This window comes from Sodalinema gerasimenkoae IPPAS B-353 (assembly GCF_009846485.1).
Taxonomy (GTDB): domain Bacteria; phylum Cyanobacteriota; class Cyanobacteriia; order Cyanobacteriales; family Geitlerinemataceae; genus Sodalinema; species Sodalinema gerasimenkoae.
Map to the genome: position 1 here is coordinate 3163257 of NZ_ML776472.1, position 22292 is coordinate 3185548.

At 50.2% G+C, this 22292-nt stretch carries 18 protein-coding genes and 1 riboswitch; of the genes, 8 read left to right on the forward strand and 10 right to left on the reverse strand.

The genetic code is table 11. From position 1 onward, the window contains the following. Positions 1 to 49: 49 nt before the first annotated feature. The gene (locus L855_RS13725) at positions 50 to 439 is read left to right on the forward strand and encodes a hypothetical protein (protein WP_159788898.1); all 390 of its coding nucleotides are present in this window, start codon (positions 50 to 52) and stop codon (positions 437 to 439) included. Here the strand turns inward: L855_RS13725 and L855_RS13730 are convergent. Next, entirely contained in the window at positions 390 to 2087 is a 1698-nt protein-coding gene (locus L855_RS13730; RefSeq protein ID WP_159788900.1) for an ArnT family glycosyltransferase, read from the reverse strand. The genes L855_RS13725 and L855_RS13730 overlap by 50 nt on opposite strands. 188 nt (positions 2088 to 2275) lie before the next feature. Here L855_RS13730 and L855_RS13735 point away from each other — a divergent pair, with 188 nt between their 5' ends. The 4 genes from L855_RS13735 (at position 2276) to L855_RS13750 (ending at position 7581) form a co-directional block, all read left to right on the forward strand. Then, the gene (locus L855_RS13735) at positions 2276 to 3823 is read left to right on the forward strand and encodes a hypothetical protein (protein WP_159788902.1); all 1548 of its coding nucleotides are present in this window, start codon (positions 2276 to 2278) and stop codon (positions 3821 to 3823) included. 15 nt (positions 3824 to 3838) lie between these two features. Then, complete coding sequence (locus L855_RS13740; RefSeq protein ID WP_159788904.1) at positions 3839 to 4828, forward strand: alpha/beta hydrolase family protein; 990 nt, start codon at positions 3839 to 3841, stop codon at positions 4826 to 4828. Positions 4829 to 5223: 395 nt separating this feature from the next. Further along, positions 5224 to 5592, forward strand: coding sequence for a cyclic di-GMP-binding domain-containing protein, MshE-related (locus L855_RS13745; RefSeq protein WP_159788906.1), 369 nt, complete (start codon positions 5224 to 5226; stop codon positions 5590 to 5592). Positions 5593 to 5712: 120 nt separating this feature from the next. Then, a complete protein-coding gene (locus L855_RS13750; protein ID WP_159788908.1) occupies positions 5713 to 7581 on the forward strand; it encodes a hypothetical protein in 1869 nt (622 codons plus the stop codon). Here L855_RS13750 and L855_RS13755 read toward each other — a convergent pair. Then, a complete protein-coding gene (locus L855_RS13755; protein ID WP_159788910.1) occupies positions 7578 to 8363 on the reverse strand; it encodes a response regulator in 786 nt (261 codons plus the stop codon). The genes L855_RS13750 and L855_RS13755 overlap by 4 nt on opposite strands. A 328-nt stretch (positions 8364 to 8691) precedes the next feature. Here L855_RS13755 and L855_RS13760 point away from each other — a divergent pair, with 328 nt between their 5' ends. Both L855_RS13760 and L855_RS13765 read left to right on the forward strand, forming a co-directional pair. Next, positions 8692 to 10032: a sensor histidine kinase gene (locus L855_RS13760; protein WP_159788912.1), complete on the forward strand. Its 1341-nt coding sequence runs from the start codon at positions 8692 to 8694 to the stop codon at positions 10030 to 10032. A 96-nt stretch (positions 10033 to 10128) separates the two neighbouring features. Continuing rightward, complete coding sequence (locus L855_RS13765) at positions 10129 to 11238, forward strand: sensor histidine kinase (RefSeq protein ID WP_159788914.1); 1110 nt, start codon at positions 10129 to 10131, stop codon at positions 11236 to 11238. Here L855_RS13765 and L855_RS13770 read toward each other — a convergent pair. The 7 genes from L855_RS13770 to cbiD all read right to left on the reverse strand — a co-directional run bounded on the left by L855_RS13770 (position 11206) and on the right by cbiD (position 19573). Continuing rightward, a complete protein-coding gene (locus L855_RS13770) occupies positions 11206 to 11670 on the reverse strand; it encodes a tetratricopeptide repeat protein (protein WP_159788916.1) in 465 nt (154 codons plus the stop codon). The two genes, L855_RS13765 and L855_RS13770, sit on opposite strands and share 33 nt — an antisense overlap. A 182-nt stretch (positions 11671 to 11852) precedes the next feature. Then, positions 11853 to 12851, reverse strand: a complete 999-nt coding sequence (locus L855_RS13775; RefSeq protein ID WP_219729919.1) for an iron ABC transporter permease — start codon at positions 12849 to 12851, stop codon at positions 11853 to 11855. A 29-nt stretch (positions 12852 to 12880) separates the two neighbouring features. Beyond that, on the reverse strand, positions 12881 to 13627 hold the full coding sequence (locus tag L855_RS13780) for a phosphodiesterase (RefSeq protein WP_159788918.1): 747 nt from the start codon (positions 13625 to 13627) through the stop codon (positions 12881 to 12883). 4 nt (positions 13628 to 13631) lie between these two features. Further along, positions 13632 to 14843: an ABC transporter substrate-binding protein gene (locus L855_RS13785; protein WP_159788920.1), complete on the reverse strand. Its 1212-nt coding sequence runs from the start codon at positions 14841 to 14843 to the stop codon at positions 13632 to 13634. A 245-nt stretch (positions 14844 to 15088) separates the two neighbouring features. Next, entirely contained in the window at positions 15089 to 15961 is an 873-nt protein-coding gene (locus tag L855_RS13790; protein WP_159788922.1) for a (2Fe-2S) ferredoxin domain-containing protein, read from the reverse strand. A 42-nt stretch (positions 15962 to 16003) separates the two neighbouring features. Next, positions 16004 to 18013 carry a TonB-dependent receptor gene (locus L855_RS13795; RefSeq protein WP_159788924.1) on the reverse strand — a complete coding sequence of 670 codons (2010 nt, stop codon included), beginning with the start codon at positions 18011 to 18013 and terminating at the stop codon, positions 16004 to 16006. 314 nt (positions 18014 to 18327) lie between these two features. Continuing rightward, positions 18328 to 18470: riboswitch (cobalamin riboswitch) on the reverse strand. Positions 18471 to 18493: 23 nt separating this feature from the next. Continuing rightward, the gene (gene cbiD, locus L855_RS13800; RefSeq protein WP_159788926.1) at positions 18494 to 19573 is read right to left on the reverse strand and encodes a cobalt-precorrin-5B (C(1))-methyltransferase CbiD; all 1080 of its coding nucleotides are present in this window, start codon (positions 19571 to 19573) and stop codon (positions 18494 to 18496) included. Positions 19574 to 20164: 591 nt separating this feature from the next. On the opposite strand from cbiD, the gene L855_RS22885 reads away from it, so the two are divergent. Continuing rightward, the gene (locus L855_RS22885) at positions 20165 to 20398 is read left to right on the forward strand and encodes an IS1 family transposase (protein ID WP_159788928.1); all 234 of its coding nucleotides are present in this window, start codon (positions 20165 to 20167) and stop codon (positions 20396 to 20398) included. A 148-nt stretch (positions 20399 to 20546) separates the two neighbouring features. Here L855_RS22885 and L855_RS13810 read toward each other — a convergent pair whose 3' ends face one another. Then, entirely contained in the window at positions 20547 to 22289 is a 1743-nt protein-coding gene (locus L855_RS13810; RefSeq protein WP_159788930.1) for a tetratricopeptide repeat protein, read from the reverse strand. Between the last annotated feature and the right edge of the window lie 3 nt (positions 22290 to 22292).

The following is a 22292-nucleotide window of genomic DNA, read 5'->3' on the forward strand; positions in this document are numbered from 1 at the left end:
TATTCCCTGACAATGCCAGTTCTTTAACCTCTATTGATGTCCTAAGGTTATGAGCGCCCCGCTATCTGATACCCATTCCCTCACCTGCCCGATCTGTCATCACCGTAATCGGGTCCCCCCCGGAAAACTCCTCAATGGACTTTATACTTGTCCCTGCTGTCAAACCCACCTCGTGGTCTGTTGGAGTGGGCATTATGTCCGAGATCCCCTATCAGGTCAAGTTCCCCTGCTCAGCCTCAATACGGGGGACGTGTTACGTCGCAAAAGTCGTCCCCTGTCGCGGCTGCTCAGAGATGTGGGGGGGGTAAAGTGGATTATGATTTTGGGGGCGATCGCCCTGAGTCTCACCTTTGCCTCCCTAAAAGTCTCCGAATCGTCAGAGTATCAGCTTAACTTGGAGGAGTTTCCCCAGGATGCGGAAGGGTTGGGGCCGCAATAGTCCCCTTACCCGTATGACAAGCTAAAATCCAATGGATGCCGATGGCCACCAGGTCTTCTGACCTTAAGTTAAGCCGATCCAAACTCTCATCATCTACCAACACACAAGTGGGAGTCTCCCGATGCCAATACTCATAGAGTTCCTCTGGGCTGGCAGTAATCACCGGGCGGTTGGCATAGAAGTTCAACGAGGGGCGGTTGTAGGGATGGGAGGTATACACGGGTTGTCCCTGGGTTTCCTGTTCAATCATGGCCGCCACGGGTTTCACCGGATAGTCTTCATTGAGTTCCCAAACCCAATCGAAGGAGCCAAAGAAGAACATCAGCGTTATAAACCAGCCCCAGATGAACACCGAGGGAAGATTAGCATTCCGCCTGGCTAGGAGGATGGTGCAGAGGCTTAGGGTCAGCGCGGCCAGCAAGGACGGTGGCAGCAAATGCAGCATTTCCCGCTCCATGATTTCCGTCAGGGAATAGCTCACCAGGAGCGTGGCCGTCCAGGCAGCCAAGGCCATGACGAGGAAGCACCAGAACCAGGCCTTAGGATAGCGGGGATGGGGATCATGGCTCGGTTGTCCCCGCCGTTCGAGGTAGTCCCAAATCTCCGCAAAGACCACCCCCACGGCTAGGGACAGCATCGGATACAAAGGCAGAATGTACCAGGGAAGTTTCGTACCCATCAGCGAAATTGCCCCCAAATAGCCCCCCCCACAGACCAGAATTAGGCGGGCCCAACTGAGAGTCTGGTTTTGCCAGGCGAGTTTCAGCCCGGTGGGGAGGAAGACGAGGTTGGGAAAGCCATATTTTAGGAGTTCTAAGAGGTAGTACCAGGGCGGTCCCGTGTTCCCTTCCACGCTGTCCCACACGCGACTGGCCGATTGATTAAGTAGGTTTTCGACTAAGAAGTCTTGGCCGTAATAGTTCCATTGGGCTAAATACCAGGCCCCCAGGGGGACGAGTCCCAAACTGATTCCCCACCAAAACCAAGGGGTAGTCAGCAGACGGGGGGTATCCCAGAGGAGAAAGCCCAGGGACAGGGCCCCAAATAGCACCACAACCATCACCCCTTTGGTTAGGCCCACCAAGGTGGCGGCGATGCCAAGACCGAGGGCATAACTGAGGTTGCGGCGAGTTCGCAGTAGACAGAGGAGCCAGAGGAGCCAAAAACAGAGAAGGGCCCCTTCTAACATGGCTAAACGCCCATGGCGCGACACCGGGAGCCAGGTGAGGTAAGCTAGGGCCGCCCAGACAGCGGGGGCCCGATGGGGCCAGAGTTCTCGCCCGAGGAAATAGAGTAAGGGTACTGAAATCGAGCCTAAAATCGCCCCAGGAACCCGGGCTGAGACTTCATCGGCATGGCCAAAAATCTGATAACTGAGGGCAATGAGACTATGAACTAGGGGGGGTTTGTTGAGATAGGGTTGACCATGAAGGGTTGGATGTAACCAGCTTTGGGGGTTCTGCCAAATTTCTCGCGCCACCTGGGCGACGATGCCCTCATCCCAATCTCGTAAGGCCACCAGGTTAAGACTGGTCAGAAAGAGGGTTAAGGCACTAATCAGCAGGGTCAGGGCGCAAAACCATTCCAGGTTAGAGCGGCGACGAAAGCGCGGCGGGGGGTTCACGGGTCCAGATAAGGATGACGGCATGATGAGGAGGGGAACAACATTTTGTGACGAAGCGGCTGCGATCGCCAAACTTTCCTTTAGACTGAACTGAGCGATTCGGGTTTGTCAATTATGGCTGCGATCGCTCCATCCCTCATTTTAGTCAAGAACAATCCCATTACCTGGGCTAGGGATGGTTGACACCCCTCTGAGCTGGTTAGGAGTTGACGATGAATCTACCGCTGGTTGTTGATATTGCCATTGGCATTATCTTTATCTATTTGACGTTAAGCTTACTCTCGTCTGAAATTCACGAACTGATTACAACCCTGTTACAATGGCGGGCGGATCACCTTCGTAATTCCATTCGTGTGTTGCTCGAAGGAGGGGGGAAATCTGAAGTCGATCCAGCGTTAAAGCAGCGGGAGGAGCAGGTTCAGGTCTTGACAGATCGCCTTTATTCTCACCCCTTAATTCGTAGTTTAAATCAGGAAGCAAAAGGGAATCTAGCTCAGTTCAACCGCAATATTTCTGATGCCATCATTGGTGGTTTGTATCGAGTTTCTTCTTGGATTTTTAACCTTTTTAATCGACTTACTGGCAATCCAGAAACGGCGTTCAAGAATCCTTTTGCCAATCATACTAGCGCCCCCTCTCACATTCCTCCAGAAACATTTGCTTCAACGATTTTAAAAACATTTCAAATGTCGGAGATTGGGCGACTGGTGACGGTCTCTCGCTTGGAGAAATTTCAACAGCGGCAAGTCTCGACGTTACTTAAAAAAGAACAGTATTTGCGAGAGCCAGAGTCGCGACGGTTGGCGACAGAACGGCTTCGGCAGATGACCCGTGATTGGAATCAAACCCGTCAAGAGTTTGCTGATGGGGGGATTACCCTGGGGGCGACGATTGATAGAATGGAAAATAGCTTGAATGGCTATATTGGCTATTGTGAGCAATTTATTCGTGAGCCAGAAACGATTAAAAACTTCTTTCTGTATGAGCTAAAGTATGCTAAAGACCGCTACTATAACCCGACAGAAAAACCACGAATCCTAGAAACCCTGCGACCGACGTTGAATGAGTTAATCGATCTGGTTCAGAATAAACCGAGAATTTATCAGCAGTTAGAAGCCGCCTTCCAGGATAAAAGTAGTCCTACCTATCAGGGCTTTAAAGCGGTGATTGACCGGGTTCCAGATTTACCAGAGGCGCTACAAAATAGCCTTAAGGCCTTAACGGATAAGATGGAAACTCGTAAGGCCAGCTTGGAAGACGAGATCCAGGATTTACAAACTCAACTCGAAAGTTGGTTTGATCAGTCCATGGCTCGCGCCAGTGGGGTCTATCGCCGCAATGCCCGAGGGATTGCCATTTTAATTGGCTTTTTGATTGCGATCGCCACCAATGCTGACACCTTTTTTATGGTGGATAGCCTTTCGCAAAATACCCTGTTGCGCGAAACTGTTAGTGATTATGCTCAAACGGAAGTGGCGCGGACGCAGAATCTCGATGAGGTGAAACGCAATGTGCGCAACCAACTCGATGATGTCTCCCTCCCCATTGGTTGGAATGAGGCGATTCGCCGACAACAAATTCCCCCCGAGGAGTCTGTGCAAATTCCGGGACTGAACCGACAAATCGGCAATCCCCTACTCTATCTTAAACGGCTTCTGGGTTGGTTGATTAGTGGCATTGCCATTTCGATGGGGGCGTCGTTCTGGTATGACCTGTTGCGTAAGGTGATTGATGTGAAGAATACTGGCGACAAACGCTAACCTATCGTATTTACTATGTCAGTGGCATCGTCCCCAGTTCGCGCCCTATTCCGCGCCGTTACGGTTCCTGAGGCCTCTGCGCCTTATGACACCTTGCATTTGCAGGTGTTTTACCCAGCCTTGCATCCGGAGGGGTTTTCTGGGTTAACGCTGCCGGTGGATGAGGGGCGATCGCCGTTTCCGGTGCTTTTGTTTTTCAATGGGATTAATTGTGAACCCAGTCTCTATCGCTGGTTGGCGATGGGTTTGGCCCAGTGGGGGCTGGTGGTGGTGACGTTTTCCTGGATTGCTGAAAATATCCCAGGGTTGGTGGGGTTAACGCCGGGGGTGAGGTTAGACGCCTTGATGCCCCAAGTCTATGGATCTCAACCGACAGCGGCGGCGGTTCCCAGCCTCTTACAGGAGTTGCAACGGTTGCAGGAGGAGGGGGTGTTGGCGGGACATTTGGATCTTGATCACCTGGTGTTGGGAGGTCACTCAGCAGGGGGACGGGTGGCGATTGAAAGTGCTAGCCCCGAGTTTTTTCCTCAGGTGAAGGCGGCCTTTTGTTATGGGGGCCATACGGCGGCAGCGCAACAGTTGGGCTATGAACCGGGGAGGATTTTACCGTTACCCGATCGCCTCCCTTTGCTGTTGATGGGAGGAACAGCGGATGGGGTGATTGCCAAGAGTGGCGGACGCTACGGGGTGCAGTGGGACCAGCCCACAACGCCAGTGGTGCGAACCTTTGAGGAGGCGATCGCCGGTGGCCGGGAGGATAGTTATCTGCTGCTGCTAGAGGGGGCGACTCACTTCACCATCGCCCATCCCTTCGAGGCGATCGCCAGTGTCTCATTCCTGGATGAACCCGCCACAGCCCCCCAGGCCCCCTTACGAACTCTGATGCTAGAGGCGATCGCCCAGTTCCTAGGGGCCCATTTATACCCCGCAAGCGAAAGCCACCAGCAAGCCTGGCGAGAGTACGGCCGTCAACAGGGGGCGATCGCCCGCTTTGCGTGGAAGTAATCTATAAGCAATCGAAGATTGCCTGATTGACTCTGAATGGACAGAGAAGTCCCCACCTGCTGCCTACTGCCTACTGCCTACTGCCTACTGCCTACTACCCCTTGCCCCACACGACTCCGTAAATACCGCAAGTAACGTAATATAAATTCACGTTTTGCGTAGATATACGCAAAAAAATTCGCTATAATCAGACCACGGTGTCAAAGCGACATGTCAGTCAGTGACACCCAATCCAGTTCGAGTCATGGGCAGTTTAATCTCGATCCGGTCGTTGCAATCAGGGTTATGGGGGGTTAGCAGATCGCCCAGTCCGCTAATACCCCCGACTGGGGTAAAGGCTTTGTGGCACAGCAGCCGCCACCGTTCAGACATTAGGAAGAGAGCAAAACACTATAATGTATAACTCAACGAACACAGCAACCCAAACCCACTTACCCACATCCCGGTTAGGGCGCAAGCGTCTAGGGGCATACTTGCTAGAGGCCGGACTCATTACTCCCGCCCAGATCCAAGTGGCAGCCTACGACCAACAGGTGACCGGCAAGAGATTTTCAGAGGTGATCGTTGATCGCGGTTGGATCAAACAACAAACCATTGATTTTCTAATCAAGCACGTCATTAACCCAGAACAGCGGGGAATGCGCTCGGCTGGAGTCTTTGCACAGCCCGTTGAGCCATTTGAGCAGGTTTATGCTCGCCGCAAACAAGAAGTCCTCAATGGTGCAAATCACCCCGAGGAAGAGGTCCCCTGGACGGTGGACTAATGGAGTCAGCTTCATCAAGACGTAGGGGGACGAATCATCGGGTTCGTCCCTCGTTTTGTTGACAGGGTAGGGGAGACCCTCGACAGTAGACCTATTCCCTCTTCTTGCCCCATTCGACCCGTGACCTATCGTTGGCTTCCCCTTAGTCTCCTGCTGCTGCTGCCGGGTGTGAGCGGCTGTGAGATGCTTCGCTCTCCCTCCCCTGTAGCCACCGCTGAGATGGTTCTGATGGAAGCACAGCGTACCAATGAGGCGATCGAGCGCGGGGTGGCGGCGCGAGGTTTGGCGGTGCGGGAGGCCTTGGCCGATGAGGATCTTCAGGAACTCGATGAGTGGTGGCGTGCCCGAGATATCTATGATCCCCATAAACATCTCCTACCGCCGATGTTGGCCCAACTGAGCCTCACCCCCGAGGAGGAGCAGGGGCCGATTTGGGATGTTTGGTTGAGTTTGGAGGAGGACAAACCGGAGCTGTATCATTTCCGCAGCCTCTATGACGTGCGCATCTTTTTCCTGTTTCAAGAGTCCTTACCGGAGGCGGTTCAGGACGCCTATCGCAGTATGTTGCAGCCGCCGCGCATCGTCCAATGGGGGCAGGGGGGCACGGAAAATCATCTCTGGCAACAGTATATTTCCGGTTTAGCGATGATGGATGGCAGCGGCTTCCCGGTGGCAAATCCCCATTTTCTGGCCACCCATGAAGCCTGGCTAAGGGCAGAACTAACGAAATATCTCACCATTGGTCAGGGGGAATTTCATTCCTCGACCTACTATGGTTTCAGTATCGGGGCCTTGCTGAATCTCTACGACTTTGCGCAAACCCCGGAACGGCGACAGTTAGCTCGGGCGGTGTTGGATTGGTTCTCGACTCAAATGGCTCTACGGCTGAGTTGGGGAACCGCTGGGGGCGCCGAAAGTCGCGGTTTCGATCGCCAAACCTGGGGCAGTGGTTTGACGGCCTTGGCTTGGATTTGGTGGGGGGAGGATGATCCCCAGGAGATTGGGCGCATTGTGGGGCAGATGGGTCGCCAGGGTCACCGTCTGGCGATTTTGGCGGCCACCAGTGGCTATCGTCCTCCGGCTCAGTTGCGATCGCTGGCCCAGAAAACGATTCCTCTGCCCTTTCAACTGCGGGCTAGTCATCCGAGCTATTACAGCTATCATCAGGATAACCAGTTTTGGGAAACCTTCTATGTCACCCCTGACTATAGTTTAGGAACTCTGCAAGTTCCGGGGCGCAACTATCAAGTGGAGGGGACGATTAATGCACAATATGCCACCTATAAGTTAGTGGTGCGCGATCCCCAGGGCCGGGAGAATGCGGTGGTGAGTTTGGGGGGAACCTATCATAGTCCCCTGGCCACAGGACAGAGTCCGGGCGATCGCTATCTTCAGGAGAAAGGGGCCAGCCTCTATCAATTGCGACTCACTCCAGAGGATGAGGCGGCGGGGGTTCCGGGACGGTCTCACTTGGTAATCCCCAAAGGCTATGGGGAACCGCACCGGATTGGCCCTTGGTATGTGTGGGAGATTGAGGGGGTCTGGCTTTGTGCTTGGGCCTGGGGGGATGAAATTCGCTTGGAGATGCCCCTGGAGGAGGCTGAGGAGCATTTGGCGTTGGTGGCCCAGGGAGGACATATGGCCTGGGTGACGGAGGTGCTGGCTAGCTCGGAGTATGAGACGCTGGCGGAGGTTGAGGCGGCCCTGGCTCAGACGAGGGTTCATGATGAGAACTTGCAGGCCTCGGGACAGCTCATCTATACCAGCGTTGAGGGCGATCGCCTCGAACTTATTGCTGACGCTCGGTTGAGGGTGGGGATTCGACGCATTAATGGGGTTGAACAATCCTTGACGGATAACCCGGTTTTAGAGAGTCCCTATGTGAATCAGCCCCTCTGGAGTGGCCGCCTCACGGTGGACGATCCCCAGTTGGGCAGTTGGGAGTTACAGTTAAAACCGGGTCAACCTCGCTGGAGTGATCCCGATTAGTTGACGAGGCCCGAGCGTAAGGCCCGCACGGCGGCTTGGGTGCGATCGTCCACGCAGAGTTTGTTGAGAATGCTGCGAACGTGAGTTTTGACGGTTCCCACGGTGATGTAGAGTTTTTCGGCAATCTGGGCGTTGTTGCAACCGCCGACGATTAATTCCAAAATTTCTAACTCCCGTTTAGTGAGGGGATCGGATTCCATCAACTGCTGCACTTCAGAATCTACACCGTCGATACTGCGGGAGTCCTCCTTAAGGTTAGTTTTTTCTACCTCGGTAACCTCGGCGGCGGGGGTTCCCAGGGAGACGGTGGCTCCGGAGGGGGAGGCTTGCACGGAGGAGGCAGCAGACTGGGATTTACGAGCCTGTCGCAGCACGATTTGGGCGATGTTGGGGTCAATCCAGGTGTTGCCCTCATGGGTTAGCTGAATCGCCTCTAGGAGCCGATCTAAACTGGCATCTTTCATGCTGTAGGAGTCGGCCCCGGCGGCGAAGGCTGCTAACACCGCGTCTTCGTTGTCGTGCATGGTCAGAATCAGGACTTTGACGGAATTGGCATTCTCTTGCTGAGACTGACGAAACTGTTGCAGCAGTTCAATGCCGTCAATGTCCGGCAAACCAATATCGAGAACCGCCACATCCGGTTGGGTGTCCTGGAGAATCTGTAATCCTTGTTTGCCGGTGGAGGCTTCCCCAACGATATCAATCACGCCAGTTTGCTCGAGGGCCGCTCGAATGCCAACCCGAGTTAGTTCGTGGTCTTCGATCAATACGGTGCGAATCATACGATTTATGTAAAGGCTTTACAGAACGTTATGGCGGCTAAGGGAATGGGTTAGACCCTAACCCATCTGGGCTAAGAGGGGCAAACGTTGGTCAAGTTTGCTAGGGAATCCAGGGAAAATGGGGTTGCGAAGGAGGTATCACCTCTGGCAAAATCGAGGAAGTTTGTGCCACGGGAATCATCAGCAATTAGGCGAGGCTTCGCCTCTTGCATCATGAACCTCTTACTCAAGATAGAGGACAAATCGCCTAAAAATTTATAACTTCGTATTATAACCCTTTATTGACCTTTGGAAGATATCATCCCTGGATATTTTGTTCCCACGACTCATGATAGATGGAAAAATCCCAATTCTGGTGATCGGCTTTGACGTTGACACGGATTCGGAGGCAAAGGGCGCCTTGCGGGCTTTTGCGACTCCCAATCCGGGCGATCTGACTCCCAAACTTCGTTTCACTCAGCATTATCCCACGACAGACTGGCTCCCCCAAGAGCCGATGTTGGGGGGAATTCTTGTGGATGGCGATCGCGTCAACCCTCAAGCGACGCTGACAGCGCTGCGAGAGGAGTTTCCCCAAACCCCGATTGTCGTCGTCAGCACTCAAACGGATTTGGAAGCGACGATGATGATGGCGGGGGCGGATGATTGTGTGAATCGTCAGCATTTCACCGCCGAGGGGCTGGCGATGATGTGGCGGGTTTTGTTTCGCGGCTACCGGAGAGGCGATCGCCCCTGCAACTCGTCAGGAAAGCTGTTTTTCAGCCCCGGAGAGGATCTCGATATTTCTCATCCTGGGGGCGATCGCCAGCAGTTGGAGGCGCGGATTAGTGAGCAAAGTCGCTTGATTGCGGCGCAACATCAGGAGTTGAAACGACAACGGGAACAGATTCGCCGTCAGCATTTGGCGCTTCTTGAAGCTTCTCGTATGAAGTCGGCGTTTCTGTCTACGATTTCTCACGAGTTACGAACGCCACTCAATGTGATTATTGGCTTTTCTCAACTTCTATTACGTAAAAAGAATAGTACTTTAACCCCAGTTCAGGTTCAAACGTTACAATGTATTTTTGACAATGGTAAACAGCTATTGTCGGTTATTAACGATATTATTGAACGCTCGAAGTTAGAGGCAGGAGCGTCTGAGCTTCGACCCAAGGGATTTAACTTGGTTCAATTGGTGATGTCGATTGCAGGAAATGCTCGCTGGCTTTGTGAACAGAAGGGACTTGAGTTGAAGATTGAGGCTCGGGTAGACAATCCTCGGGTGATTCAAGATCATCAAGGGGTTCGCCGCGTTGTCTCTAATCTTTTGGCAAATGCTCTGAAATTTACCGAGGAGGGGATAATTTCGGTGCGAGTTTGGGAAGTGACGCCTGAGCGATTGGCGATCGCTGTTTCGGATACGGGAATTGGTATTGCTCCAGAGCATTTGAAACGTATTTTTACGGCGTTTGATCAGTTAGATAATTCCCTCGCTCGCAACTATAATGGCGTGGGATTAGGCTTAGCGATTGTGGACTCCCTCGTTAAAATGATGAAGGGCAGTATTTGCGTGGAAAGTGCTCAGGGTGAAGGCTCTACCTTTCGAGTTGAGCTACCTCGCTCGGTCGTCGATATATGTCCCAGTGAGCCGCGAGAGCAATATGATTTCTTGAAAACGCGAGCTTCGTAGAAATTGGCAAGAGCAAATTGAGCGGCTTAGGGATTCCTGGGTTCGTGGCCCTTTGTTTGCTATTTAGTTAACTTAAAACTCAGATTACACACTAACATGACAAAAATTGAACCCGAAATTGATAGAATCTTAGCCGTCGATGATTCTCCTGATAATTTATTCCTGGTGCAAGCCATCCTCGAAGAGGAGGGCTATATTATTGATTTAGCCGAAGATGGGTTTGCCGCTCTCGAACAAATCGAAGCCAATCCCCCAGATTTGATTCTTTTGGATGTGATGATGCCGAATCTGGATGGCTATGAAGTCACCCGACGACTTCGCACTCAGAGTAATTTGCCGTATATTCCTATTTTGTTGATTACGGCCCATGAAGGCTCTAGCGTGGTGAAGGGCCTCGATGTGGGTGCCGATGACTTTATCCGTAAGCCGGTGGAGATGGAGGAGTTACAGGCGCGGGTGCGATCGCTGCTGCGGCTCAAGCATAGCATCGATGAGCGCGATCGCATGGCCCGAGAACGGGAGGATTTCGTCTCGCGGCTGACGCATGATTTACGAACCCCTCTGGTGGCTGCTGATCGAATGCTCAATTTGATGCAGTCTCAGGCGTTTGGGGAGATTTCTGAGTCTATGGATGAGGCGATCGCCACCATGATTCGCAGTAACCATAATCTATTAGATATGGTGAATTTACTGTTAGAAGTCTACCGCTATGAAGCGGGGCGAAAACAGTTGACTTTTGCGCCGTTTAATCTTTGCGAAACCCTGAACGAGATTTTAGATGAACTCTCACCCATTGCTAAGGATAAACAGATTCAGATTGTCCGCGAGTTTCAAGACGATATTTGTGAGGTTGTTGGCGATCGCCTTGAACTCTATCGCGTTTTTATGAACCTGATTGGCAATGCCATTAAGTTTACCGATAAGGGAACCGTACAACTACGACTGTATCGCTCTCCTGTCCCGAACTCTTGCCTTGTCTTAGAAGTTGAAGATACGGGAATTGGCATTGAGAAGAGCGATCGCGCTAGTCTCTTTACCCGCTTTCGTCAAGGTCATCATAAACGCTCTGGAAGCGGTTTAGGCTTACATCTGTGCCAGCGAATTGTCGATGCGCATCAGGGCAAAATTGAGGTAGCTTCAGAAGTGGGTCGAGGGAGCCTATTTCGGATTAAATTACCGCTGGAGATGAAAAGGATTCCCGGATAGTTGCTGTTGAGACTGGCGAGTGACCACATAGTCGCGCATCTGCTGAGCATTGCGATAATCCTCATGGCGTTCCCGTTGCCGGTAGAGTTCTACCGCTGCCGCCAAATCGGCGATCGCCGCATCATAATCTTGCTGTAAATACTGAGTCCAACCCCGCAACTCAAACAGTTCGGGATCATTGCCAAGGGCTAAATCAATGGCCTTATTAAAGGCAAACACGGCATTATGATAGTCTCCCACCGCCGCCGCATCTCGTCCGACGGCCTCCCAATCCTCCGCCGTATCGAGGTCAGAGGGAATAGGGTGTTGCTCATAATTAGGGGGAGTAAACTGCACCTCAGAACTGCCCAGAGCCGACCGTCCACCGAGGCTTAAGGAGGCGGCGATCACCCCAACAACAGCAACTCGAACAAGTTGGTTTTGTCTAAACATAAAACGGACTCATGTAATGTTAAGAATTGCAACTCTAAATCAATCCCATTCAGAGTTCCATCAACTATCCCTAACCTACAGAAATAGCACCGCCAAAGTCATCTATCGTCAGTCAGGAATCCCCCTCTACCAACAGATAGATTTCCACTGACCCCCCAACAGCCGTCTCACCCCAATCCGAACTAGCCAGGAGTCCCACCCCGGTGCAGAATTGCATGAGTGACAATCGGGGCCCCAATCACCGCCGTCACCGCATTCAACGGCAAAACAATATCCTGACCTGGAACCTGAGCCATCCAATCCGCCAACAACGCCAACATCGCTCCCAACAGCATCACCGCCGGGAGTAACTGCAACACATTGGACGTATTCCACAGAGAACGAGCCAAATGAGGCACTGCAACCCCCAAAAAGGCAATTGGGCCACAAAACGCCGTCACCGTTCCCGCCAAAATCGCCGTACTCAGCAGCGTGAGCAACTGCACCCGTTGCAGCCGTAACCCCAACCCAATCGCCGTCATATCCCCCAACAGCAACAAATTCAGAGACTTGGCCAACCCAGCAGCCAACAATAACCCCAGCAGGACCATCCCCGCAAAAAGCGTCATTCGTTCCCAGGGAATCCCCGCAAAACTGCCAAACGTCCAAGTCAAATAGGCTTGAATCCGCTCCCGAGAACTAAAATGCAGCAAAATCGTCACTAGAGAGTTGACCCCATAGCCAAACATCAACCCCAACAACAGCAAGCGTTCCCGACTGCGAACCCTCCGGGCCATCAGCATCACCAATCCCAACACCACCGCCGCACCCAAACTGGCCGCCAACACCCGACTCCAGGGGCCCACCTGGCCCAGCAACACCACCAGAGCCACCCCCAAACTGGCTCCCGAACTAATCCCCAAGACAAAGGGCCCCGCCAAAGGATTGCCAAACAGCACCTGCATTTGTAACCCCGACACCGACAACGCCACCCCCGCCACCATCGCCGTTATTGCTTTCGGAAGGCGAAAGGTCAGGACAATGGTGGCCCAAGTGGGGTCTTGAGGCGGTTGTCCCAAGAAAATCCGTAGCATTTCCCCCATGGGAATCTCCACCGACCCCATCGCCAAACTCAGATAAAGAATGAGTAAAAATAGGCAGAATACGCCACCACTGACTCCCAGCCTTCGGTCTAATTTCACAACGGCATCATCCCTAACATCAGCATCAATCAACCCGGATGAGAACGAATCACCTCAGTCTGATACGTGCCATCCTCAAACAACCTTAAACCCCGAAATCCAGGATAGGCCTCTTGCTCCCTCGCTTCCTCCCGCAGCACTTGTTTACAAGTCGAAGGAGTCCCACAAAACTGAATCCCTTGATACAGTTCATCAAACTTTAAGTGAACATGACCAAAGAGGACGAGTTTCACCTGAGGAAAGCGAGTTAAACAGTTGAGAAAGGCTTGAGAATTTTGCACGCCAATGGTATCGAGCCAATCAATTCCCATAGGAATAGGATGATGATGTAACACCACCACTGTCGGCTGAGAACAGGCCGTTAAAGACTGTTCTAATTCCTGAAGTTGAGCCTCACTGACATAGCCTTCTCCCGATTCCGCTGTCTCTAACGTAGAGTCCAGCAGCAGAACCTGCCAACCCTGACGCTGAAAGACGTTATCCGCTAAAAAAGGCGAGTCTTTAAATTCCTGGTTTAAGACATCCACCTGATCATGATTTCCGGGAATATAGTAAGTTGGCAAATTGAGAGGCGCAATGCGTTCAATCAGATGTTGATAGGCTTGGGGTTCTCCCCGATGGGTTAAATCTCCCGTAAGCAGCAGAACATCAGGCTTCCAGTCCCTTACCTCTGCCACCACATCCCCAAGTGAGTCCCACGTTACTAAGCCTCGCATCGCAGTTTTGCGGTCAGCAAAGAGATGAGTATCGGTGATTTGAGCAATTTTGAGAACCATAATACTATTCGAGCTTTTGATAATAGGTTTTATCCGCATTTGGGAGCAGATTGGGGTGGAAAATTTGAATCAAATCTGCTAAAATTAGGTTGGGGTAGAGAATCCCTGTTTCCCAATAGTCATTGCCGCCAAATTCGTTAACTCGTTTACTATTATTATAGATGCGATCGCCCTGCCAAGCCGCAAAATTTCCATAGCGGGGGTCATCCTCAATCACATCAGCCCGAGTTCGCCAGTTACTATTGACATTTACCCAAAAATCTGCATCTCTTGCCCGTTGATAGACCACCTCAAAATCCAGAGGAACCGTCCATTGACGGTCCAGGTCATCCCAGAGATAATCCGCCCCCGCATCCCGCAAAAACTCGGCTGCATAACTATTTCTGCCCGGAACATACCAAGTATTCGTTGAACTAAACCCCGTAAACACCGTTGGCCGAGACGTATCATCAGCAATCGCCGCCGCCACCCGTTGACTCAACTCCTGATAATCAGTGCGAATCTCCTCAAAAACCTCTTTTGCTTTTCCCTCTTGATTGAGAAACAACGCCGTAAACTTCAGCCATTCCGCCCGTCCCAGAGGAGACATTTCCAAATATTCCGAATTAAGGACAACCTGTAAACCCGCATTCTCCAACATCAGCACCGTATCCGAACTCGCCCCCCCCGCATCAAAGGTAATCACGATATCAGGATTAAGATTCAAAATCGCCTCAATATTAACCACCTGATTGCGGCTCACATCTCGAATCTTTTGCTGTTTCACCCGTTCGACAACAGCAGGAGTTTGAGTAATTTGAGTATCACTGATTCCCACCAAGTGATTAACCCGGTCTAGCGCCGCAAAATGGGGTAAATAAGTCGTCGATAACACCACCACCGACTGCACCGGAACCTCAACCACCATAGCATCACCGACATCATCAGGAATGGGGGTTCCACATTGAACTAAAATATACTCAACGGGGTCATTTGCCTCAGGATGAGGAGAAGCGAGCGTGACTCGTTTATAGTGACCCTGATAGTCCACCTCAAACCCCGTCGCAAACTCCACCTGAACCTTATCTAGAAAATAATCCTGACTGGGGTCAAACTCCTGCACACAATCAGGATGAAGCGGACGTTGCGCCACCGGAGAGACCGAGTTTTGAACACAAGCATTCAGACCCAATCCAAGGAGAAATAGAACGGGAGTAATTCCCAGAGATAGTCGCATCAACAAATCCTATTCTAATTCAACAAATCCCGTCGGGGCGAACCCTTGCGATCGCCCAGGATATTTCGGAAACCATCCGACCCATTTAATCACCAATATATTGAATGTAACGTCACGATTTTTTTCTGAGTCCCAGATGCGTTCCGGCAGTTTCCACATTCTGCTATCATTCAATCAACGTAACTCGCCGGAACACATCCTACCAACCCGGGCAACCACAAGGGATTGCCCCTACGTGATTAACCTTACGACTGCGGAGGATACAAATGCTCTTTAACAGGCGTTCCTTGCACTAAATGCTCAGACACAATCTGATGCGCCACCTCCGGTTTCACACGACTGTACCAAGTCCTATCTCCTGAATAAAAAACAATCGGCCCCAACTGACAGACTTCCAAACATCCCGCCGTCCGAACCGTCACATCTAACCCCGCCTCCTCCACAGCAGATTCCAACGCCTCAAATACCGGTTCCCACTTACGAGACGGATTACAACGACTCGACCGACACACTGCCAAATAGGGACGTTTGAGGGGATTTTCTTCAAAGGGAATCGGCCGTTCTCCCAAGATATAAATTGAGCGCAACTCATCATAAAGCGCCAACTTCTCCAACAACGGTTTTCCTTCCGGGAGAACATCCTCATCCTCCCCCAGCAACGGATTCGGTAAAAACAGATTCATCATCCGTTCTCCCTCCCCATTCCAAAACTGAATCCCCCAACTTCTTGGCTGGCCCGCTTCATTCAAACGCCGATAGAACGCACCCCGACTTAAACGCCGCTGTTGTCGCAACCCTGGGGGAGTTTTGCAATGGGGACCCCCCAGATGCTCTTCTAAACAGAGATGTAAATGCCAACCTTCTGTCACAACCGTTAAATAACCGTCATACAATAAACAGGTTTTGGGCGGGGCCGTCAGTTCCAATTCCAGGACACTTCCCTGAACCACATGACCCACGCCAATCTCCGACCAATGGTTTTGAAACAGGTCATATAACAGGGGACCCGTGACATCACTAGAAATGGGAAAATCTTCATATTCTAGGGTTCCTCCTTGCGGGGTGGGTTCTGTGGTTTTGCGGTTGAGGGGGGCAACCCAAGGCTGAAAGTTTGTCATGATACAACAGTTAAATACATCTGTTTCCCTTGTAGCATACTTCTAGAAGCTATAACGAATCCCCCCTTGAACACTTCGACTTAAACCGGGAAAGCCGGGAAAGACCTCATAGCGTTCATCAAAGAGATTGGTTACACTGGCGTTGAGCCGTAACTTGTCGGTGATGGGAGCTTGTAGTTTGAGGTCTAATGTGGTGTAGCCTGGTAAACGTTCTGTGTTCGTGTTGTTCGTAAAAAAGTTGCTGAGATTGCGTAGAAATAACCCGGCATACCAGCCATCGGGGGTGGCGTAGGCGACTCCGATATTAAACACATCGGCATCCCGGAAACTGAGGCGATTGCCTTCTACAGCTTCGTTGGTATCTTGCAAAATTTGGGTGTTGTTTAAGGTGAGGTTGGCAAAGGCGAAGACATTGGGAGCCAGTTGCAGGTCTAAGGCGGCTTCTACCCCTAAGGCTTCCACTTTGCCGATATTAACATTGGTGCTGGGGTCGCCAAATTCAAAGGCAATCAGTTCTGAAATTTGGTTGGCAAAGAGAGTCAGACGAAATAAACCGATATTGCCGAGTTGTTGGTCGATGCCGAGGTCAAAACTGTTGCCTCGTTCCGGTCGTAGATTGGGATTGCCGGCGACGGAAAAGGCGGCGAGTCCTTCGAGTTGAGACATGAGGGGAGATTTGAAACTTCTGGCATAATTGGCGCGGAGTGCTGTGCTGTCACTGAGGTTCCAAAGGACACCGACGGCGGGAGAGGTGAAGGAGCCATTTTCGAGACTATTAAATTCTTGGCGCAGACCCAGATTTAGACTGAGATTATCGGCAAGGTTGACCTCATAGCGAGCAAACGCGGCTCCATTGTCGATGCGACTGTTGTAGTTTTCCGTACTTTCGCCTGTGGAGAAGTTAAAGGTTCTATTTTCTGAGGAAATGGTGCGAAAGTCGATGCCGTAGGTGAGGGTTTGGTTATCGGTGAATTGCCAGTTATGTTGAACTTGCAAGCCGAAACTGTTGCGGTCAAGGTTGCTACGGCTGCTTTCGGGGTCGCGGAAGGTGGAGTCGAGGATATCGGTATAGATGCGGGCCGTGAGGTTGGAGGTATCCTCGGGGTTGAGTTGGGATTCCCAGAGGAGGTCTAGTAGCCAGTCTTCGGTGTATTGTCTGGCTTGGGGACTAAGACGGTTAAATTCTCCCAGGCTTCCGGCTTCGGTGGGAACGCCGCCGGGAACGCCGATGTCTCGGCTGAGGTAGAGGCCGGAGAAGGTCAGACGGTTGCGATCGCCCAAATCGGCGGCTAGAGTGAGGTTGAGATTGTTATAGTTGGCCTCGGCATTGTCCCGAGTTCCCGAGACATCGACGGTTCCCAGGTCAAAGGGAAAGTCATTGCGGGAGAAGGTGCGGTTATAGCCAATCACCCAGCCGAAGTCTCCGGCGGTTCCCCGACTTTGAATCACTTGTTGGTTGTAGCCAAAACTCCCGACTTCGCTTGCGATAACCACTTCCGGTTCCTCTGTGGGGGATTGGCTGACGATGTTGAGGGTTCCACCGACGGCGCTAGACCCGTAGAGGGTGGAACTTCCCCCAGGGAGGACTTCCAGGCGTTCGACAAAATTGGTGGTGAAGGAGGAGAGGTCAAAGCCTCCAGAAGACCCCAGGTCGTTGATGGGTCGTCCGTTGAGGAGAATCAGGGTTTGGGAGGAGTTCCCGCCGCGCATAAATTGGGAACTGACGGACCCGAGTTGACCGCCACTGGTTCCATCGCTGAGGATTCCGGGGACGAATCGCAGTGCATCTTGGACGGTGGTGGCCCCTTGAACGTCGATTTGTTCGCGGGGAACGACATAGATGGGACGGGAGGAATCCCGTAGGGGTCGGTTTTGGCGAAAGGGGCCAAAAACGGGTTGGCGCAGGATGCGTTGAATGAAGATTTCCACTTCTTCAAGTTCTTCGACGGGAGGGTCTTCTTCTGTGGAGGAGTCCTCATCGGGGTCGGGGTTGGCGAGGGTGGGAGCGGCGAGCAGGAGGAGGAAAATGAGGGACAGGGGAAGAGATTTCATGATTTTTGAAATGGTGAATGAGTCACCGATGCCATGAGTCGAAATTGGCAGAAGTGACCTATCTCGACTGTTAGATGAACGACGAGATGATGATGTAGAGTTAGCAGAAACAGGCTCCCGATTGGGGAGCGTTGAAGAGGCTAAGTTTTTCGGATTTTAGATAACTAAAAACCCCCAAAAACTGCGCCTAGAGTGCCTGTAGCGAGGGCGGATGGGCAGTTTTGGGAGCGATTGGGGTGGGAAACCCGAGAAAATTTCGGCGTTGGTTTAGTCTTGTCATGGCAACCATCATCTGTAACTCGCAGATGTTTACGGTGGATATGGGTCACTCGGCGGGCATCCTGACTTAGAGCATTCTCGCTCCTTACAGTTGCGGTACAGCGCCGGATTTACACCGGACTTTCCCCGTCTCCTCTGATGGCTGATCCCCATCAGAACCGAATCCTAGAACCTTAGCATGGATGGGACAAATCAGCAAGCCTAGGGGTGATGTCGGGCGATGAGTTGGGGGGCGATCGCATTTTGGGCAACAATGACTCCCTGGCGTTCAAAGAGAATAACGCCGATTTCTAACTCGGTATCGGCATATTTTTGCACGTAGGCTTGGGAATTTTTGCGGATGCGATCGCACAAGTCTTGAAACACCCTATCCGCTAGGTTTTCTTGCTCTAAATACTGATAGGCTTTCGCCATGGTTGGACAGTCTAAAACCCCACGAATGAGCTTGACATTATCTGTATATTGTGCTAAAGCCGCCGCTAGAATTTCCAATTTTCCATCAGCAATATGGCTCGATGTATTAAAAATTTTGCCCGCCAATTTCACCAATTTTCCATGATAGCCCAGTAACAACACTGAACGAACCTCACGTAATCCTGCTTCAACTAATAGCGCCCCCAGCCAGTTTCCTACCTGAACAATTGCCGTTTCCGGCAGTTGTAATCGGTCTGCCACCTGGAAGCCATTACTGCCAATACAGAAAATCAAATCCTGGTGCTGTTGAGATTTTTCCTGAAGCTGAGTTTTGGCATTTTCCAAACTTTCAACCGCCGTATGAGGTTGAGCAATACCATGAGTTCCCAAGAGTGATAAGCCGTCCAAAACACCAAACGCTTCATTGGAGGTTCGTTTCGCAAGCTGTCGTCCTTCGGGGAGAATAATAGCGACGCGCAGGGTTTTTCCCTGGGGAATGTACTCTAGGAGATTGGCTTCAGCTAAACGACGCGCATAGTGATAAATGGCGGCTTGTCCTTCTTCGGTTTTACCAATTCCTTCTCCTCCGACTAAGGAGAGGGAATCACCGCAAAAGGGGTCTAGGGTCACATCGGCCCAGATAGGGGTATTTCGGGTTACGTCGAGATTTGCGCCGGGGTCACTGCGGGAAATCCCTAAGGCGCGGTTCTGGTCAAGACAAGCCACTTGTTCGATGGGGATTTCGGCGTCACCGGGTAGGAGGTTGAGTTTGACGGTTTGGGGAGACTGGCGTTGTTGTAGGTGGAGTAGGGCGGCTTTAGCGGCGGCGATGGCGAATACGGGGAGGGTGTAACCGGAATTTTGCATGATATAAGTATTAAATTGGTTAAAAATGACTCAAGGTAGTCTAATTCTCTAGCTTTATGGGAATTTCGGCTTGATTTGGCTGATTTTAGGGTTTTAATACTTTATTAAGGATTCGGGGTTGTCGAAAACTAGGAATTATGGGTAAACTGTTATGAATCTAGGTAATTAAAACTCATCCCTGTCAATTCTGTTCCTTGTTGGCTCAGCTAAGTCCATTAGGAAATAAGTATGTCCACCTCGAAGAAATGGTTGAAGCCAGGCTTGGGAGATCTAATCCAATTGGCAGTGTTTCCCGATGGCTGGAATGGCTCGGGCGGTTCAGGGGTCTGAGCAATGGCTGCAAGACTATGTCAACTGTAAAGCCGTGCAGACACAGAGGCAAGTTGCTGTCAGTGTCAAAAAAAAGGGCCGATGACGGTGCAATGTAATGAACTTTGGTCGTTTGTCTGCTACAAGGGCAACAAACAATAGATCGGGTTGGCTCTCGATGCTGAGACCCGCGAGATGATCGGTGCTTAGGTCGGTTCTCGTGCTGCCGAGAGTGCGCAAAAACTTTAGGTAAGGAATCCCAAAGTCGATCGGCAGTGTGCTGTGATCTACACTGATGCCTGGGAGGCTTACCGGCAGGCGCTGCCGAGCAAAGGACACCGGGTCGTCAGTAAGCCGAGCGGCAAGACAAGTTACATTGAGCGGTTCAACAATACCCTGAGGCAAAGAGTTTCACGCTTTGTCCGACGCCGCTTAGCCTTCTCGAAAAGTTTACGTAATCACATCGGACTCCTGTGGAATTTTATTCACCATTACAATGCATCATTACCTCTTTAGTACTATCTATCCACCCAGGACATGCTCTGTATGAAAGGGTTTCGGTCTATCTCCTCTTAAAAGACCAGAGGCGTTAACTTGGACGAAAGTATTTGATACCAACTTAGAAGTCGTGAATTAGCAAATTAGTAGGTCTGTGTTCTAATACTCAATTAATAGATAAACCCTTTTCACTCAAGATTTTCTCAGCTTCTCGTCTTCTATCCCCTCTTGGGTATTCATCAATAATTCGTCTCAAAGCCTGAATTTTAAGTCCTTCATCATCCGTTAAAGTAGCAATCGATATTAAAGCATCATCTGCCAGGAAGCTCTGCGGGAAATTATCTACAAAATCATCAAACGCTTGAACTCCTAGTTCTAACCAAGATTCTTCTTGCCCTAATCTAGTCCACCAACCTTCATGATGCAGCCAGTAATAAGTTAGTCCTACTGAATAAGCTGCTTTCTCTTTTAGATCGGATTCAGGGTAATCAGAAATAATACCTTGAAATAATTCTAATGCTTTCAATAATTCATTCGTGGTATTGAATCCATTCATCGCTTTTTGGAAAAAATCAAAATTTATTGTATACAGTACTGATGTACTAGCACCTTCCCACTCCCTAGGAACGAAAGCTCTAAAATTACTAAAAAACCTAGATTCCCACAAATGATTTAACAGCAACCTTTCATTGTAAAAGAAAACCCTTGCTTCTTCATATAGCTTTGTAGCATTGTCACTATTTGATTCTCGAATTTCTTTTATTTCTTTTATATGGTTGACCTGGTTTTCTACAATTTGAAAAAAGGTTTGATCTAAATATACATCACCGTTATATAAATCACCTAGAATTCCTGAAATACGTCGCCCTCTATAGACAGAAAGAAATTTTTCTAATTCATATTTTGCTTCCAGTAGCCTGTCTTCTCGGAATAAGTGTATGGCTTTGCTATAAATTAATGCAGGAACCAAAGAGTTTTCAGGATGACTTTTTATAAAATCTTCCAAAAAGTCTATATCTACAATCATATCAATAATAAATAGAATTCTTCGTCTAGCAGCTAAACTGAAATGGTCATTATCTACATGACGGTATGCTTTTTGATACCAAAGCAACGCTTTTTCATACTTACCTTGAAGTTCGTAAGCACGAGCAACACGATACATTGCGTCGTTTACGCCAGGATGATCTTCATACTTATCAATAAAATCTGGCCAAATTTCTAACTCTGTTGATGGGTTAAATGGTTGTCTAAAAAACGATTTTTTACCACTGGAACCAAAATAAGCCCCTCCTCCCGCTAAAGATGCATATTCTTGAGCACCTTTAGTGAATTTTGATTCAGGATATCTATTAGCCAACTGAAGTAACTCTAAGGTAAATAAATGACTTAAGAGATACAAATCGTCTTCAACAGCTCTTTCCAGTAATCCACGTACATAGGGAGTCCACTGCCAGTTTGTCCACTGATCATCACGATTTTGATCTAGAGTCAACTCTTTCCAAAGTAAAATACGGAAAGACAAAGATGCCAAAGACTTATCATCACGTTCGATAATTTCTTTTAGCCAAGAACGAGAAACTGTTTGAGTTCCTAATTTTCTAATAATTTCTAGCTTCAAACTCTGATCATTGGTCTTGTCATATAAATCCTTTAAATCTGACAAGTCTTCCAAGGTTACTTGAACATTTCTAAGTTTACGCAAAGCATCTCCAGACGGAGTAGGAACGGTAAGGTCTTCCCAAATTTCTGACAAGCTAAGCGACTTATTTATCCTCTTATTTATCCTTGAGTCTGGGTTCCCATAATCTAAGATACCGCGAACTAACCCGCATCCTGGAAGAACTGTAAGAAAAAGAATTAATAAAACTTGGGGAGTTAAAAGGAGTAATTTTAGGTTCAATTTCATGGT